Raw genomic sequence first — 17,068 nt, 5'->3', positions numbered from 1 at the left:
AAAAATAGTCATATAAAAAGTCGGCCTCGAAAAATATGAGCACCAGCAAGAAGACAAGCCCAAAGAAAAGTACTAAGAAAATGTGGTTAAATGGTCACTTGTTTAGTGGCCATTTTGCTATTTGAAGCAGAAGGAGGCAGGGAGATTACTAGTGTTGAGTTTAGTAATGAAAATCTTAAAAAAAACGAAAATAGAAGATATCGTATTTAACATACAAAACAACGGAGGAGATAAGGAAGCTTTTATCGTACAGTATCAGCCGTTTATTAGAAAATCAATCTCGTCTGTCTGCCGCAGGTACATTACAGAACAGGATGATGAATATAGTATTGGATTGTTTGCGTTTAACGAAGCAATTGAACAGTATTCATATAAAAAAGGAAAATCTTTTCTAGCGTTTGCTGATCTTCTTATAAAAAGAGATGTAATTGACTATATACGCAAGGAGTCTAAGCATAATCTTGTCTTTTTAAAAGAAGATAAGCAAGAGGAAATATTAGAAATACAAGTATCGCTTACGGAGTATATGAAAGAGATGGAAAATAGTAACCGTAAGGAGGAAATTCTTCATTTTCAAAGTGTGCTAGCTGAGTTTAAAATCACATTTTCAGAGCTTGCTAAGGAATCCCCTAAGCATCGTGATACGCGTGAGCACTTAATAGAAATTGTAAAGATTATTATAAAAGACGAGAAAATGATGGAAGAGCTGTTCCGAAAGAAAAAGTTACCCCTTAAACATATTGAACCACGTGTTAGGGTAAGTCGTAAAACGTTGGAGCGACATCGAAAATACATTATTGCGATGTGTATTATCTTTGCAAACAACTATACATATATTCTGGATTATATAAGAGGGGAGAAGCATGATGAATAAAGGAATTGTGATGGATATAAAGAAACATAACGTAGTTGTTTTAACTCCAAATGGAGAGTTTATTACGTTTAAAAGAAAAGTACACTCTTACATGATTGGAGAGGAAATCTCGTTTAACGAACAAGAGCAAAGAGCACCGCGTTTTTCAATCCCTTCTTTCTTAAAGCCTGCATCATTACTTGTTACTTGTTTTCTATGTGTGTTGCTGTTTTTCTACAACCAACCGGAAGAAAAAGTATTTGCTTATGTCTCAGTTGATATAAATCCAAGTTTAGAGGTGAGCGTAACAAAGGATCTTCGTGTTATAGATTTGCGAGCTTGTAATGATGATGGAAGGCGTATTTTAAAAGAAATGAAAGGGTGGGAAAATAAGTATCTGCAAGACGTAATACGTACTATTATAAAGCAGAGTCAAGGGGATAAGTACTTAACGAATGATAAGCAAGTTATGCTAACAGCTGTTACAAAGGACAAGTCGTTAGAACCACAGTTGGAAAAGGTTATGCAGGAATTAAAGAAAGAGTATGAGATAAAACATATTACAGTTGAATATCAAAGCAGTACGATGCAAATGCGGGAGGATGCCAAGAAAGCAGGGGTTGGAACGGGCGTTTATATAAAACAAGAGAATGAGAAGCAAAAATCGCTTACTCCACCTGCACCTCCGTCTAATCAAGAACAACAAAAGTCATCTTCTGATGCATCATCGGACGCATCTCCTGTAAAAGAAGAAAGCAACGAGAAGAAAGAGCATATAGAACAAAAGCAATCTAAGGAACAACAACCGAAGCAAATAAAAGAAAATAATGGGAATCAGCAAGAGAACAACGGAAGAGGATCACAAGGAAATAATGGGAATGGGCAAGGAAACAACGGCAGAGGGTCACAAGGAAATAATGGAAATGGGCAAGGAAACAACGGCAGAGAGTCACAAGGAAATAATGGAAATGGGCAAGGAAACAACGGCAGAGGGTCCCAAGGGAATAATGGAAACCAGCAAGGGAACAACGGAAGAGAATCGCAAGGGAATAATGGACATCAGCAAGAAAACAACGGTAGAGGTCCACAAAAAGAAAATAATGGACACCAGCAAGAAAACAACGGTAGAGGATCCCAAGGGAATAATGGGCATCAGCAAGAGAATAACGGAAGAGAATCGCAAGGGAATAATGGAAATGGTCAAGGAAACAACGGAAGAGAATCGCAAGGGAATAATGGGAATGGTCAAGGAAACAACGGAAGAGAATCGCAAGGGAATAATGGGAATGGTCAAGGGAACAACGGAAGAGAATCGCAAGGGAATAATGGGCATCAGCAAGAAAACAACGGTAGAGGATCGCAAGGGAATAATGGGCACCAGCAAGGGAACAATGGTAGAGGGTCTCAGTAAGGAAAGCTCCTACCACATAATATCGAGTGAAAGAAAAATCTATAGAATATTGAACAGAGGGATTCCTTCCATCTGAAGGAATTTCTTAATATTTTTTAAAATGACGGACATAAAATCGTATATCCTTTCGAATTATATATATGGATATCATTAATATTTATATAAAAGGGGAGAAAAAATATGAAAGAAATGTATGAAGAAATCACTGAAGTATTAAAGGTGTTGGCGCATCCTGTCCGTTTATCATTAGTAAAAATAATGCTTGCAAAAGGTCCTATTAACGTAACGACAATGTATGAAACATTACAAATGCCTCAAAGTACAATTAGTCAACATTTATCTAAACTAAAAGCTACTAAAGTCGTTACAGGTACTCGGAAAGGATTAGAAATTTATTATGAGGTAACAGATAATCGTACAAAAGCGATATTATTAAGCTTGGCTTAAAGGGTAACTGTTTAGATTTCAAAATTAAGTAAGCAATTCAGCGACTATAATTTTCTTATTAACATTAGTCGTATGTGTTGTTGTTTTTAATTTGTTTAATACATTTCTTTATTAGGGTCTTGCCGTATCACTATCAAGCTAAAGTTTAAATGGATTATAAAAATGAAAGTTTTCTTATTAGGGTCTTTTTGTTAGCTTGATAGTGATGTGCCATTCCCACTAGTATGTAAAGAATTTGGTAGTTTTTTTAGTCATGTAATCTTTTGATCTGATGGTCTTTTCCCCATTCAAATAGTTCATCCATAATTTGCATTAAAGATTTTCCATGTTCGCTTATTGTGTACTCAACCTTTGGTGGTACTTCTTGATATACAGTACGATGGATAATCCCATCAGCCTCAAGTTGCCGAAGTTGCTGTGTGAGAACTTTTTGTGTAATGTTTGGAATTTCTCGTTTTATTTCATTTGTTCGCATTTTTCCATCCGCCAAAACACATAAAATATGAATTTTCCATTTTCCACCGATCACGTCGAGTGTCGTTGCGATTGGGCAATTATCATTTTGATTCATATAACACCTCCAAAGGTACTTTAAGGTTCCTATAGCACTTTAAAGTACGTACTTTTCAATTATATGTGACTCACTCATACTAATACGTAAAGGATTGAATAATTTAAAAAGGGGATGGAAGATGATGAGAACACTTGTAATTGTAGCACACCCTGATATTGAAAAATCAAAAATTAATAAAAGATGGATCGAAGAACTTGAGAAACATTCGGATGAAATAACGGTGCATGAATTATATAAAGCGGCACCAAATTGGGAGTTTAATATTGAAGAAGAGCAAAAGCTATTAGTAGAACATGACAGATATATATTTCAATTTCCGCTTTATTGGTACAGTTCACCACCATTATTAAAAAAATGGTTCGATGATGTATTAACATATGGATTTGCCTACGGATCAAAAGGGGATAAAGTGAAGGGGAAAGAATTTGGTGTAGCTATTTCTATAGGTGGGTTAGAAAAAGACTATAAAAATAGCGGAATTACAATGGATGAATTAACGAAACCATTCCACGCTACGAGCTTATATACAGGAATGGAATTTATACCATCATTTTATTTATATGGTGCGGAATATGAAATCAGTGATGAAGAGATTGACAAAAGTGCACCTGAGTATGTGAAATATGTGATGAATAAGGAGTTTTCTAATATATAAGGAGAAATAGCCATTTACTTGTTAAGTAGATGGCTATTTTTGTTTATCCCGCATTAACCGCCCGTAAGGTGTGGACTAATAATCAGTGGGGATGAACACCTCACATCGACTAAAGATTCACTTCATTTAAATTCACTAAGTTTAATCTTTAGTAAATTAATAATTAATCTGGTAAAATAAAAACCCTAACACATATAAAGGGGAGTTTTACTTGAGAACGATGCGACAATTATTACAAAAAAGAGCAATGCAGTCACCAAATTTGGAAGCGCTTATCGGTGGAGAGAAAAGGTATTCGTTTCAGCAGTATAATGAACGAGTAAATCAGCTTGCACATTATTTGTTACATACCGGTATGGAAAGAGGGGATCGTATAGGAATTCTATGCAAAAATAATCATCCGTTTCCAAGCGTTATGATGGCAAGCTTAAAAATTGGAGCGGTATTTATTCCGCTTAATCATCAGCTTACTGCTTATGAATTAGAATCGATTGTAAAAGAAGCGAGATTAAAAGTATTAGTTATTGATGATGAATTTAGTGAAGTTGTATTAAAGATTAATGGAGTTAAAGAAATTCCTTATGTAATTGAGACGACAAAAGAAGGATTTGGCTCATTTGAATTAAAATTAAAGGAACAGCCAATAACAGAGCCGAATGTGGAAGTTCATGAAGATGATGATGCCATTTACTTATTTACTTCAGGAACGACTGGACAGGCAAAAGCATGTGTAATTGGTCATAAAAACTTACACCATTATTTTACTGAAATTGCGGGGCAAAGAGAAATTCCAGCAGGTGAACGCTTTTTATCAGTGCACCCATTGTTTCATATGAGTGGCGTGCTTTCTATTTTAAATTGTATTTATCATGGCGTTACGATGGTCTTTTTAGCTGATTCGAATCCTACTCTTATTTGGGATAAGATTGAAGAAGAGAAAATTACTACGATGCTTGCGTTCCCAGCTGTTTATAGTTACATGCTTGATGAATTAGATAAAAAAGAGCGCAACATTTCGGCCTTTAAAGTAGCGCAAAGTGGTGGTACAAAGGTGCCAGAAACACTCATTCAAAAATATATGGAAAAAGGCATTTATATGGTGCAAGGTTATGGGAGTACAGAAGGTTGGGTAGTAACTTCTTGGCATCCAAATATGGGAAAAGAAAAAATGTCTTCTGTAGGGAAAACTTTGAAACATGTAGAGCTGAAAATTGTTCATCCAGAAACAGGTGATGAGCTAACAACAAATAAAGTTGGAGAGATTCACGTGAAAAGCCCGTACATGTTTAAAGGATATTGGAATAATGAAGAGGCAACAAAGAAGGTAGTAAAAGATAATTGGTTTAACATGGGTGATGCCGGTATGATAGATGATGATGGATTTCTACATATTATGGGAAGATATAAAGACGTTATCGTACGCGGTGGTGACAACGTATATCCAGATCAAGTAGAAGATGTAATTCATGAAATAAATGGCGTTTTAGAAGTTGCAGTAGTTGGGATTCCAAATGACTTTTGGGGGGAGGTTCCAACAGCTTACATTGTAAAGGACATTCAAACGTCTTTAACAGAAGAAGAGATTATTCAGCATTGTAAAGAAAAACTAGCAAGCTATAAAATACCAGAAGTTGTATTTATGGACGAATTACCGAAAAACGCTTTAGGGAAAGTGTTGAAGAGGGAATTAAGGGATGTTTTTCTTGTGAAATAAAAGGTTATTAAATAATGAAGAATCCAGTTATGTAAAAAGCATAACTGGATTTTTGTTTATAAAAAACATAATGATTTACTAGATTTTGTATTTTGTGTAAGATAATAAAGAATATTCAATTAACAATTAAAGGAAGAGATATAAATGAAGCTGCCACTATTACAAGTAGAGACAGAGAGACTGATTATTCGTCCATTTCAAAAAGAGGATTATGAAAGTTGGTTAGATGGATTCAATAAGAGGTTACCATCTCAATATAAATACGATGATGGCTATCATGACATGTCGTCTTCAACGAAAGAATGGTTTACGGAATGGATAAGAGGATTTGATGAGGCGGCAAGACGGGATGAAATGTACGTTCTAGGTATTTTTCAGAAAGAAGATGGCGCCAATATTGGAAAGCTAGAACTTATAAAAATTTTACGTATGGACTATCAATGGGCGATGATGGGTTACTCTATTCATAATCAACATTGGAAAAATGGATACGGAGCAGAAAGTGTAATAGCTGCGCTGCCGTTATTTTTTAATGGCCTTCAATTTCATAGAATCGAATTACATATACATATCGATAATGAGCCATCTATTCGTCTTGCAGAAAGAGCTGGTTTTTCATTTGAATGTACGAGAGAGGCATTTTCTATGGGGAATGGTAAGTGGGCAGATTTTCTTATTTATTATAAAAATAATGAAACGAACAAATAAGGGGATAAAAAATGAAGACTATAAACGTATTTCATTACGACGCATTTACGAATAAACCAAATATGGGAAATCCAGCAGGTATTGTATTAGAGGTGGATGGATTAACGGAAGAGGACATGCAGCGTATTGCTGAAAAAGTTGGATTTAACGAAACATCTTTCGTTCTTTCTTCAGAAGTAGCAGATATAAGAATGCGCTATTTTACACCAGGGTTTGAAATGGATTTATGTGGTCATGGGACAGTTGGAACTATATATGCCTTGCGTGAAAGAGGTTTATTAGAAGAAAAAACAAACCTTACGATTGAGACGAAGGCAGGTATTTTACCAATACAAATAGGTGCAAATGAAAATGGAGAAACCTTTATTAAAATGAGGCAGGCAGCACCTCAGTTTAAAGATTTTGCAGGTTCAAAAGAAGAATTAGCTCATAGTATCGGGTTAGAAGTAACTGATTTAGATGCAAGTGTACCAATTGTATATGGAAGTACGGGGAACTGGACTGTAATTGTACCGATTAAAAATCTAGATGCATGTGAAAGAATGAAACCTAAAAATGAGGCGTTTCCATCGGTATTAAAAGAAATACCTAAGGCTTCTATCCATCCAGTTTGTCTAGAAACTTATGATGAACAGGTGCAAATGCACGGTCGTCATTTTTCATCACCTTATTCTGGAATGATTGAAGATCCAGTGACAGGAACAGCTTCAGGGGTAATGGGAGCGTATTATGCGACGTATTTGGAGAAAGATTTTGACCGTGAATTGGAGTTAATCGTTGAGCAAGGACAGGAAATAAATAAAGATGGTCGTGTAACGGTTTATGTAACGAAAGATGTAGAAAATGATAACTTACAAATTGATATTGCTGGAACAGCGGTGTATGTAAAAGAGTTTGAAATTTCAATATAAAAGAATGAAGCCCAGTATATAAACTGGACTTCTTCTTACCTGTTCAACACTTCAATATACGAAGCATCCCCAGCTGTTCTAATAGTAGAGCGGAAATTATTGTTTTCTAACGTTTCAGCAACTTGTTTTAATTGCTGTGCATCATCGTGATGAATAATTAAACTATCTGCACCACTTTCTTCTATATGAATATGCTCAACATTTCCAATCGCTTCATGTATAGCTTTTAAAAATTCAGGTTTCATATTGTCCTCCTATATGTATGTAACGTCGTTAAATAGTATTTCCTTATTTTTGAAATATAAAAGTAAATGAAAGGAGAAATGAAAATGAATATAACGCAGTTCAAAGAACATATTACATCACTTTTTGAAGAGCATCTTAATAAATACGGTGATGACGAGTATGGCTTCACTCACATTAGTAAAGAGGAATTTCACAAAATAGGTTACACGACAAATTTGACGCTAGAAACAATTGAAGAAGCGTATAGAAATGGTGTCGATATGATAGTTACACATCATGCACTGTGGAGTTTTCTATTCGGTATGGAAGAGGCTTGTATTGAGAAATTAAAAGAATATGAAATGAATCATTTTTGGATTCATTTGCCGTTAGATTTTGTAAAGTTTGGCACGTGTACGTCGTTATTTAATGAAATTGGGATAGATACAATACTGGAATATTCCACGTATGAGGAAGAAGAGCTACCGGGAATAGGAGAATATAAAGAAGCGATTCCGTTTTCAAATTTAGTTGAAAAACTTGAAGAGAGAATGGAAGAGAAAGTGAAGAGCTGGAAAAATCATGACAGGCCAGTAAAACGGATTGCGATATTAACAGGTGCAGGAAACAATACAAACCTTATTGAGCGTGCGCTAGAAAAAGGTTGTGATACGTACATAACGGGAGAAAAAACATTATATACAGTGCAACATGCGAAATTTAAAGGCATCAATTTGATTGTAGGAAGCCACACATTTACAGAAGTATTTGGTGTAGAAAGTTTGGCTCGTAAGTTAAAAGAAAGAGATCGTGCAATAGAGATTATTAGATTAAATGAAGAGCATTTGGAGTGAGGGAAATGGTAACTATATGCGCAAATTATGGGGAATCAAAAGTGAGGTTAACGTGGAAAAAAGATTGTATATTGCCAGAATACGAAAGAATCACGAGTGTTCACGGTTTTTGTTTTCATAATAATAAGGTTTTACTGATAGACCATGAGCAGCGTGGTTGGGACTTTCCTGGTGGGCATATAGAAGAAGGGGAACTACCAGAAGAATGTTTTAAAAGAGAAGCGTGGGAAGAAGGTTATGTAAAAGGAGAATGTACTTTATTTGGATATATTATCGTTGACCATAGTGATAATCCAAATTGGAATGAAAATAGTCCGTATCCAAAAGTAGGGTATCAGCCGTTCTACCGGATGGAGATTAATGAAGTGCATAAGTTTGACGGTGAGTATGAATCCGATAAAAGGATGTTTGTTAGAGTAGAAGAGAGTGCAGCGTATCATTATAAATGGAATGAATTATATGATGAAATCTTGAAGGAAGCCGTTTTGATAAAATGAAAATTAATTTCTGCAATATTAAGATGTTAGAAGGGATTCTCTTGCGATTGTCAAATAATAGTAAAGTTGTCTTTTGAATTGAGGGAATCTTCGGAATTAGAGGGTGAGGGAATGGACATTTCAATAATTGCTGCACAACTAGTTAAGGAGAAAGTTATTTCAAATTATCCAAATAGCGTAAAAGCGTTGAACGGAGGAACGACAAGTACTGTATATTTGTTGGACGAAAAATATGTAGTAAAGTTGAATGAAGCGGAAGTAATACGTGAAGAAGCTAATTTTCTCTCATTTTATGAGGAGAATAGTTTATTTTCAAAGCTTTTGTATAAGGAACCTTTACATACATATTTCGTGTATTCTTTCCTTGAAGGTAATACTTCGTGTAAACAAGGATATAAACGAAGTACGCTTCGTACACTTGTAAAAGAAGTTATCAATAAGTATAAAATGGTTCCAGAGGCAGAAGGCTGGGGATGGAAAGAAAGTCCGGTTCAATGTTGGAATGAATTTTTAACGGCAAATGTGATGGAAGCTAATGAAAATGTAAGACGTTACATAAGTGAGGAAGATTATAGAATTGTTCTTAAACTAGCAAATAGGGACGCCGGAGTAAATCAGCCATTTTTATTACATGGTGATTTCGGATTTCATAATTTTATATTTCGGCAGAATAGGTTACATGGGGTAATTGATCCGTTACCTATTTTAGGAGATCCTTTATATGATTTAATTTACGCGTTCTGTTCAACTCCGTAAGATTTAACAAAAGAAGTGATTGGTTATGTGATAAAACCATGTATATTTCATAAAAAAGAACGAGATTTATATGAGGAAATAGTCATAGGTTTATATTTGTGTATAGATACATGTTTGAGACACCACCCGAAAGATTTAGAAGATTACTTAGTAGCTTGGCGTTATTGGATGAACGAAATTGATCCGGCTTTATAGTACAAATAGTTTGGGGGAGGTAGTGAAATGAACATAGCAGAAGCAAAACGAGATTTAGCACAAAGAACGAAAAAAGGATTTCCAGTTATAATAGCTGGTATTTTATTTTGGGTTGTAGCGAGTATAACGGGTGTTCTTCTTTCAGAAAAGCAAGTTGTGTGGGTGTATTTAATTGGTATGGGGTGTGTGTTTCCTTGCGGCCTAATGATAGCTGCCATATTAAAAATTGATATGTTTGCGAAAGGAAATCCGCTCGGGACTTTAGCAGGAGTAATTGGCGGGATAAATGTATTAAATATTCCGTTTGTGTTACTTGCCTATTTTCAATTTCCAGAGTGGTTACCTTTTGTAGTAGCGATGTTAATAGGTGTTCATTTTGTACCGTACGTATGGATTTATGAAAGTAAAAGTTATGGTTTACTGTCAGTAGGGACCGTATTCGTAACGTCAGTTTGCGGGATTCTTTTTGCTGACAATGGATTTACTGTAATTCCATTGTCAGTTACAGCTGTCTACTTACTAACTCTAATAGGTTTATTAATTGAAAATAAAAAAATAGATCATTATCAACAAAAATCAGCTTAATAAAAATATATGGATAGGGGGAATTATTATGAAAAATTTCGTTTGTACAACGTGCGGCGTACAGTATGCAGCGAGTGTGGAAGAACCGGTAAGTTGTGTTATTTGTGATGAGGAGAGACAATATGTGAATCCGAAAGGGCAGTCTTGGACGACTTTAGAAAACTTGCGAACGAGTGATACATATAAAAATGAAATAATAGAAGAAGAGCATAGACTTTATAGCATTACGACAAAACCTAAATTTGCGATCGGTCAAACAGCATTTGTCATAAAAACAGATTCCTATCGTTTATTATGGGATTGTATTACTTATTTAGATGAAACGACAATTGGGAAGATAAAAGAGTGGGGCGGGTTAGATGCGATTGCACTATCTCATCCTCATTATTATTCGATACAAGTAGAATGGGCAGAAACGTTTGATGTACCAATTTATATACATGAAGACGATAAAGAGTGGGTAGTACGCCCGAGTAGTCGTATTATTTATTGGTCTGGTGAGTCTTTACAATTAGCGGACGGAATTACTATTCATCGTCTCGGAGGACATTTTAGCGGCGGTTCTGTATTACATTGGGAAGAAGGAAATGATGGGAAAGGTATTTTATTAACAGGTGATATTATTCAAGTCGTAGCGGATCAGCAGTGGGTGAGTTTCATGTACAGCTATCCAAACTTAATTCCATTGCCAGCGAGAAAAGTGGAGGAAATGGCGAATCGAGTGAAGCCATTACAGTTTAATCGTTTATATAATGCTTTTCACGGAGTAGTGAAAGAGAATGCAAATGAGGCAGTGGAACGTTCTGCTGAAAGATATATTAAGGCGGTAGAAGGAAAGTTATTTCGTACGTGAAAGGAGAATTAGCTCTATGAAAACGTTAGTATGCTTCGGTGATAGTATTACAGCTGATGAAACGTTTTTTGATGGAACGCCAAGGTTAACACCGCGTCTGCAAGAGATGTTTCCAAATTGGAAGGTGGTAAATGCGGGGGGTCCGGGCGATAATACGTTCGATGCGTTACATAGGGTTGAAGATGATGTACTATCACATAAACCAGACTTTGTAACAGTTTTTCTTGGTACGAATGATTCGGTGTTATTTGATCCAGTGCCATTACAATCTTACAAAGAAAATTTAGAGAAAATTGTAAGTGCGATTTCATCAGAAAAAGTATTACTTATTAGTCCTGCACCAGTTGATGAAGCAAGGCAACATAATAGAACGAATGAAGTACTCGGTCAATATGCAAATGTGGTTGAGGAAGTGGCGAAAGAAACAGGAAGTCATTTTCTAAATTTGTACGCTGAAATGATTCAAGAAAAGGATTATAAGAGATTTGTAGAAGATGATGAAAAGGACGGTTTACACTTTGGACCACAAGGTTATGAATATTTAGCGAAGTTAATTTGTGAAAAGTTAAAAGGGATTTTGTAGGAAGCAAAGCGTGGGCGCTTTGCTTTTTTGTTCGCGTATTTCCTCCTACAATGCAGTAGCTTTTATTATGCTAATTATATTTCATAGTAGCACATGTAAGAATGAAATGAATAAAGTGAAATATAATTAGACCTTACCAATTGGGTTATTAAGGGGAGCCCGACTTCGACCTAACTTTTTTGCTCTTGCCAAATTTTGAGGCGGTGCACTCAAATAGCGGGATAAAATGTACTTTAAAGAGGTGGTTAGCCGTAACACTATGAGACATTCGTACAAAAGAAAATGATTTGTTCCGCTAATGGAATGTATCCAAGACTTAACAGTTGATTAATTGAACTGTAAAGTTTAAAATTACAGTATAGTTTTTAGAAGTGAGTTGCTATTTTTTGTGAAAAACAGATAAATTAAATATTCTCGAATGAATAATATAACGTGTATTTCATTCTGAACTGTAATTTTTTTTAATACATTTCAATAATCTATATAATAATTTAAAAAGTAAAGGAGTGTGTAAAATATGGTGATTTTATATACGACAGCAAGCTGTAGTTCATGCCGAAAAGCAAAAGCATGGCTTGAAGAACATCAAATTGATTATACCGAAAAAAATATCGTATCAAATTCTCTTACAGTCGATGAACTTAAATCCATTCTTCGTTTAACTGAAGATGGTGCTACTGAAATTATTTCAACTAGATCTAAAACTTTTCAGGAATTAAATATAAATATTGAGGCGCTTTCGCTTAATGAGTTTTATAAATTAATAATTGAGTATCCTCAAATGTTACGTCGTCCAATTATGCTGGATGAAAAAAGATTACAGGTTGGTTTTAATGAGGAAGAAATTCGCAAATTTTTACCGCGTAGCGTTCGAACATTTTTGAATATAGAATTGCAAAAAATGGCTAATTAATAAGTAATATTTTGAAAGGAGGAAACAGAAGTGATTGAAGTATGTGTTACAGTTAATTATAAAGATAGAAACTATCACACAAATGTTATTGTGAGTAAAGATACGATTTGGACAAAAATTAAACAATTGGCAGAAGAACAAGTTAAGAAACAGTGGACTGTTTAAATTTATTTGCAACTTAAAAAGCTAAATGAAGTTAGGAGATATAGGGGAGTTCTGATAGAATATAAAGGAATTTATTTTTTCATGCTAAGCATGCTTCTTATATATTTTAACGTTTGACTAACCTATCTGTAATATTTATGGCTACAGTATGTTACTAAACGAGAAATCATATTTTTTATCGTAGGAGGACAACAATGAACAGCGACTTTACCTTGGCCATTCACAGTTTAACTTATTTAGCTTTACAGCCAGATCGGATGTCAACAAGTAATGCTATTTCCGAAAGTGCAGGTGTTCATCCAGTACGCATTCGCAAAGTGCTAAGTTTGTTAAAAAAACATAAGTTTATACAATCAAAAGAGGGAACGGGTGGAGGTTTTATTTTTGCCCGTGATTTAAGTGAAATTAATCTTTGGAATATGTATCAAATAACCTCTGAAGGGGCATTGCAGCCGAAGTGTCCAGAATCAAATGATCAGTGTATTGTAGGTTCGAACATGCGGAAAGTTCTTTTTGCTATTTTCTTAGGTGCGGAAGAACATCTAGGTGAATATTTAAAGAATTATACAATGAAAGAAGTTGTTGATCTTATTAATCAAGAACGTTAAGCGGCTTAATTATTGTGTAGCCGTGAGTTCTTAAAAAATAAATGTAATAAAAAACATTACAGTTTAAATTGGTTTTTATATCTTTTTTATCGTTACAAAAAATATTTATAAGCAGGTGAAAAAGTATGATGTCAAATAATAATCATGTTTTAAAAGTGGGAGATTGGGTTCGTGGAATATCAAATGAGGGTGAATTCATAGTTGGTTACATTGTATCACTTGATGAAGTGGAAGGTGTAGTTACAGTTAGCATTGTGAAACGTGACGACAAGTACACAATGAACGAAGCGATTTTACTCTTTAGTAAACATGTTAACAAACTCCCTGAATCAAAGGTAATAAATAAGGAGCAAATCCTTTATCTTATAGACCTTGCATTATTAACAGGGGATGAAGAATGGTTTATTGAGCTCTCTGCAAAATTAAACTTGATAAAAGAGCTAGTTAATGAGGGGTTTTAAAGATTACATTATTCGTTTTTAATAGGTTGGATCGTGCAATAAGCAATAATATCATCTAAAAGGAAATGAAATAAAACCCATTCAATACAAACATAGAAATATCCCTGAAGAAGAGTTGAAAAAACTAAAATTAAGATGACATTGAAGTGATTCGTTTGCCCACTCCTAACAATGATAATGATGTAAATAAGCTGTCCATATGGGCAGCTTATTTTATTTTTTCGTTTAGCGAAGATTTTTGCAAAATGTTAGCGGTTCTCTTATTGTCATCAAGTTAAAATATGTATTTTCCTAAAAATGTATATGAATGCAATATTGATAATATATAACCTGAAAATTGGTTTATGTATTTAAAAAGAAATTTCTTTTTAACCACGTTAATTATTTATTAGAATATCTTTTTTAAGTCAAAATAAAATTTTTAGATAAAGAAGAATATAAATATTTTTAAAATGAGTAGCTTGAATAAACAATATTTTACTGTGTTTTTTGCTGATTAATTCCGTTATAAGCGATAGGAACAAGGGTTGCATGCTAACTGTAAATTATTATCCATGTAAAATTATATCCATTAAATATTTCTGGAAATATAAAAATATTAATTTTATAAATATACACGTTATAATGAGGGCGTCGAGAGAAATTTTATGATCTCTGGAGAAAATATAAAAAATGCGATTAATAGAAAGAAAGGCGTGTGATTAGAGGCGAAATGTATGTAAAGTGCTTCAGTGGCTTGTGTAATCAATACCATAAATGCTGCCGAAGTTATGAAAGTGATGTATAGAATTGAGAAAGAAATGCCTCATAAATGAAGAGAGGCCGGTTTATCTAAAATTACTGTTACAAGTAAGTAAGAGAAACCATTAAAGTAACACACTGTTATTAGAAATATTGCAACGTATTTATGAAGTCTATTCAATATTGTTCTCTTAAGCGGTCTTTATATAAAGAGCGGATAGTACGAGTAAACTTTTTTGTGAACGCTAACATTTATGTTAGGACGCTAACTAGCGAATGTTTCAATTTGGATTCATTATGATGAAGGACATACAATGTGGGGCAACTTGTAAGGAATTTATTTTCCGAAAAAAGGGAATGTTCGTTAGCTATAAAGAGATACGCAAGAATAGGATACAAGGGGGAGTTATTATATGAACGGGAATACTGCAAAGAAAATAGAAGTTCAAGCTGAAAATATCGCACTAGAAAATGAGCAATATGCAGATCCGAAAAAGTGGCATAAGCAGGATACTACATGGGCATTGAGCCTATTTGGAACTGCAATTGGAGCAGGGGTGCTCTTTTTACCGATTAATGCAGGTTCAGGTGGTTTATTATCATTACTACTAATTACATTGCTTGCATATCCAGTTATGTATTACTCACATAGGGCACTTGCTAAAATGATATACGCTTCTAATTCTGCTGATGAGGGGATCACAGGTACAATTAGAGAGTATTTCGGAAATAAAGCAAGTATCATTTTTAACATCGTATATTTCGGTTCAATTTATACAATCGTGCTAATGTATTCGGTTGCGCTTACAAATACTGCAAGTAGTTTTATCGTGCATCAATTGCACATGCCAGAGCCTCCAAGGGCTATTTTATCACTTGTATTAGTTCTTGGTCTTATCGCTATACTGAATTTTGGTCAAGATATTACTGTAAAGATCATGAGTATGCTAGTGTATCCTTTCATAGCTTCTCTACTTTTTATCGCAATATCTTTAATTCCACAGTGGAATACGTCAATGCTTAGCTTTTCAACTGTTTCTACTGCTTCAACAGGAACAGGATATTTTGGAACGATACTGTTGATTCTACCAATCATCGTATTCTCATTTAATCATTCACCTATGATTTCATCATTTGTTGTAAAACAGAGAGCTACGTATGGAATAGAAGCTACTGATGCTAAATGTGCGCAAATACAAAAAGTTTGTTATATCATGACATTCGCTGTAGTTATGTTCTTCGTTTGGAGTAGTACATTAAGCTTGACTCCAGAGGATTTAAAAATGGCAAAAGAGCAAAACTTATCAATCCTTTCATATCTTGCTAATGAGCTTAATTCACCTGTAATCACGATTGCAGCTCCAATCATTGCTTTTGTGGCTATTACAAAATCTTTCCTTGGCCATTATATCGGAGCATTTGAAGTAATGCGTGACATGATTATTAAGTTCGGTAAATCACGTGGGAAAGTTATTGAAGAAAAAACAATTAAGACAATCGTCCTTACTTTTGTTGTATTGTCATGCTGGTTTGTTGCTTATACAAATCCAAGTATTCTTGGACTTATTGATTCTCTAAGCGGTCCATTAGTTGCTGCTATCTTATGTCTATTACCGATGTATGCAATCAATAAAGTACCAGTACTAGCTAAATACAAAGGGAAAATGAGTAACGTATTTGTTATTATTGTAGGTGTACTTACTGTTTTAGCAAGTATTAAATCATTATTCTAATTCACGATTGTTAGTTCTAATGCAAAATAAAATAGAAAGATTTTGGGACAGACTTCTCCGTTTGGAGAGTTTGTCCTTTTTTAATGCGTAACAATTTTATCTTATTGATTTTATGAGATATTTCCGCATAATTGTAACTAAGGGAGATGATTCCAAGTTGAGTAAGCTGAATATAAGCACAACAGTTTCAGGAGATATAATTGTTACCCATCTTATTGGCAAGATTAAAACAGATGATGTTTATGAATGGTTTAATGGCTTCGAGCAGGTTTGTCAGCAATTCATTTCCGAGGGTCGGAAATACAAATTGCTGGTAGATAGAAAAGGGTACACGCCAGATCATTTTTCTGTTCAAAAAGCATGGAAAGATAAGTTTTTCAATGAAACGATTTTGAATCACAGTAAGGCAATTGCTTTTCTCCTTGAAGAAGGGGAGATACTGAATTATTTACAACAGTCCAATACAAAAGAATCTGTGAAATTTTTTGATGATTATGAACAAGCATTAGTTTGGTTGAATGGATATCCCATATGAAATTGTTAGCGAACCAGTTGCCTAAGTAACTGGTTTTTTTATGCTTGTAAGAAATATCCGGAAGAAAACTTCTATACGAGATGTTTAGTAC

20 protein-coding genes and 1 pseudogene are annotated in these 17,068 nt (G+C 34.4%); 19 read left to right on the top strand and 2 right to left on the bottom strand.

Features of this window, described 5'->3' with window-relative positions; translation table 11 throughout:
- The first annotated feature begins 151 nt into the window (after nt 1–151).
- From sigI to LCF45_RS16530, 3 genes are all read left to right on the top strand, one after another.
- Complete coding sequence (gene sigI / locus LCF45_RS16540; protein ID WP_002128341.1) at nt 152–874, top strand: RNA polymerase sigma factor SigI; 723 nt, start codon at nt 152–154, stop codon at nt 872–874.
- A complete protein-coding gene (locus LCF45_RS16535; RefSeq protein ID WP_078203927.1) occupies nt 867–2,264 on the top strand; it encodes an anti-sigma factor domain-containing protein in 1,398 nt (465 codons plus the stop codon). The genes sigI and LCF45_RS16535 overlap by 8 nt, the downstream gene beginning before the upstream one ends.
- A gap of 180 nt (nt 2,265–2,444) precedes the next feature.
- Nucleotides 2,445–2,711, top strand: coding sequence for an ArsR/SmtB family transcription factor (locus tag LCF45_RS16530; RefSeq protein ID WP_000661861.1), 267 nt, complete (start codon nt 2,445–2,447; stop codon nt 2,709–2,711).
- A gap of 247 nt (nt 2,712–2,958) precedes the next feature.
- Here the strand turns inward: LCF45_RS16530 and LCF45_RS16525 are convergent, their stop codons facing one another.
- Complete coding sequence (locus tag LCF45_RS16525; RefSeq protein ID WP_002033301.1) at nt 2,959–3,282, bottom strand: winged helix-turn-helix transcriptional regulator; 324 nt, start codon at nt 3,280–3,282, stop codon at nt 2,959–2,961.
- 124 nt (nt 3,283–3,406) lie between these two features.
- On the opposite strand from LCF45_RS16525, the gene LCF45_RS16520 reads away from it, so the two are divergent.
- From LCF45_RS16520 to LCF45_RS16505, 4 genes are all read left to right on the top strand, one after another.
- Nucleotides 3,407–3,940, top strand: a complete 534-nt coding sequence (locus LCF45_RS16520; protein ID WP_002128335.1) for an NAD(P)H-dependent oxidoreductase — start codon at nt 3,407–3,409, stop codon at nt 3,938–3,940.
- Between the two features lie 211 nt (nt 3,941–4,151).
- Entirely contained in the window at nt 4,152–5,654 is a 1,503-nt protein-coding gene (locus tag LCF45_RS16515; protein ID WP_050001051.1) for a class I adenylate-forming enzyme family protein, read from the top strand.
- Between the two features lie 144 nt (nt 5,655–5,798).
- On the top strand, nt 5,799–6,362 hold the full coding sequence (locus LCF45_RS16510) for a GNAT family N-acetyltransferase (RefSeq protein ID WP_002190220.1): 564 nt from the start codon (nt 5,799–5,801) through the stop codon (nt 6,360–6,362).
- An 11-nt stretch (nt 6,363–6,373) separates the two neighbouring features.
- Nucleotides 6,374–7,273 (top strand): PhzF family phenazine biosynthesis isomerase, encoded by a 900-nt coding sequence (locus tag LCF45_RS16505; RefSeq protein WP_078203922.1) that lies wholly within the window; start codon nt 6,374–6,376, stop codon nt 7,271–7,273.
- A 35-nt stretch (nt 7,274–7,308) separates the two neighbouring features.
- Here the strand turns inward: LCF45_RS16505 and LCF45_RS16500 are convergent, their stop codons facing one another.
- Nucleotides 7,309–7,518 carry a hypothetical protein gene (locus tag LCF45_RS16500; protein WP_002014052.1) on the bottom strand — a complete coding sequence of 70 codons (210 nt, stop codon included), beginning with the start codon at nt 7,516–7,518 and terminating at the stop codon, nt 7,309–7,311.
- An 84-nt stretch (nt 7,519–7,602) separates the two neighbouring features.
- Here LCF45_RS16500 and LCF45_RS16495 point away from each other — a divergent pair, with 84 nt between their 5' ends.
- From LCF45_RS16495 to LCF45_RS16440, 12 genes and pseudogenes are all read left to right on the top strand, one after another.
- Nucleotides 7,603–8,352: a Nif3-like dinuclear metal center hexameric protein gene (locus LCF45_RS16495; protein WP_078203921.1), complete on the top strand. Its 750-nt coding sequence runs from the start codon at nt 7,603–7,605 to the stop codon at nt 8,350–8,352.
- 5 nt (nt 8,353–8,357) lie between these two features.
- Complete coding sequence (locus LCF45_RS16490; RefSeq protein WP_002014049.1) at nt 8,358–8,849, top strand: NUDIX hydrolase; 492 nt, start codon at nt 8,358–8,360, stop codon at nt 8,847–8,849.
- Nucleotides 8,850–8,960: 111 nt separating this feature from the next.
- Nucleotides 8,961–9,800, top strand: a pseudogene (locus LCF45_RS16485) (phosphotransferase family protein).
- 27 nt (nt 9,801–9,827) lie between these two features.
- Nucleotides 9,828–10,385: a DUF7010 family protein gene (locus LCF45_RS16480; protein ID WP_002014046.1), complete on the top strand. Its 558-nt coding sequence runs from the start codon at nt 9,828–9,830 to the stop codon at nt 10,383–10,385.
- A gap of 28 nt (nt 10,386–10,413) precedes the next feature.
- The gene (locus tag LCF45_RS16475; protein ID WP_002167930.1) at nt 10,414–11,238 is read left to right on the top strand and encodes an MBL fold metallo-hydrolase; all 825 of its coding nucleotides are present in this window, start codon (nt 10,414–10,416) and stop codon (nt 11,236–11,238) included.
- A gap of 16 nt (nt 11,239–11,254) precedes the next feature.
- On the top strand, nt 11,255–11,821 hold the full coding sequence (locus LCF45_RS16470; RefSeq protein ID WP_002128326.1) for an SGNH/GDSL hydrolase family protein: 567 nt from the start codon (nt 11,255–11,257) through the stop codon (nt 11,819–11,821).
- Nucleotides 11,822–12,338: 517 nt separating this feature from the next.
- A complete protein-coding gene (gene spxA / locus LCF45_RS16465) occupies nt 12,339–12,734 on the top strand; it encodes a transcriptional regulator SpxA (RefSeq protein WP_000236196.1) in 396 nt (131 codons plus the stop codon).
- Nucleotides 12,735–12,764: 30 nt separating this feature from the next.
- On the top strand, nt 12,765–12,899 hold the full coding sequence (locus LCF45_RS16460; RefSeq protein WP_000573513.1) for a BA3454 family stress response protein: 135 nt from the start codon (nt 12,765–12,767) through the stop codon (nt 12,897–12,899).
- 194 nt (nt 12,900–13,093) lie between these two features.
- The gene (gene saiR / locus LCF45_RS16455; protein ID WP_001083471.1) at nt 13,094–13,507 is read left to right on the top strand and encodes an Rrf2-family transcriptional regulator SaiR; all 414 of its coding nucleotides are present in this window, start codon (nt 13,094–13,096) and stop codon (nt 13,505–13,507) included.
- Between the two features lie 125 nt (nt 13,508–13,632).
- Nucleotides 13,633–13,968, top strand: coding sequence for an IDEAL domain-containing protein (locus tag LCF45_RS16450; RefSeq protein ID WP_000987460.1), 336 nt, complete (start codon nt 13,633–13,635; stop codon nt 13,966–13,968).
- A 1,154-nt stretch (nt 13,969–15,122) separates the two neighbouring features.
- Complete coding sequence (locus LCF45_RS16445; protein WP_078203920.1) at nt 15,123–16,442, top strand: aromatic amino acid transport family protein; 1,320 nt, start codon at nt 15,123–15,125, stop codon at nt 16,440–16,442.
- Nucleotides 16,443–16,554: 112 nt separating this feature from the next.
- Nucleotides 16,555–16,977 carry a SpoIIAA family protein gene (locus tag LCF45_RS16440; RefSeq protein WP_078178710.1) on the top strand — a complete coding sequence of 141 codons (423 nt, stop codon included), beginning with the start codon at nt 16,555–16,557 and terminating at the stop codon, nt 16,975–16,977.
- Nucleotides 16,978–17,068: the final 91 nt, after the last annotated feature.

It is taken from the genome of Bacillus sp. 41-22 (genome assembly GCF_025809295.1).
Classification (GTDB): Bacteria; Bacillota; Bacilli; order Bacillales; family Bacillaceae_G; genus Bacillus_A; species Bacillus_A mycoides.
Note: the sequence above shows the minus strand (reverse complement) of the source record. Positions and strands in the feature narration are given on the sequence as shown.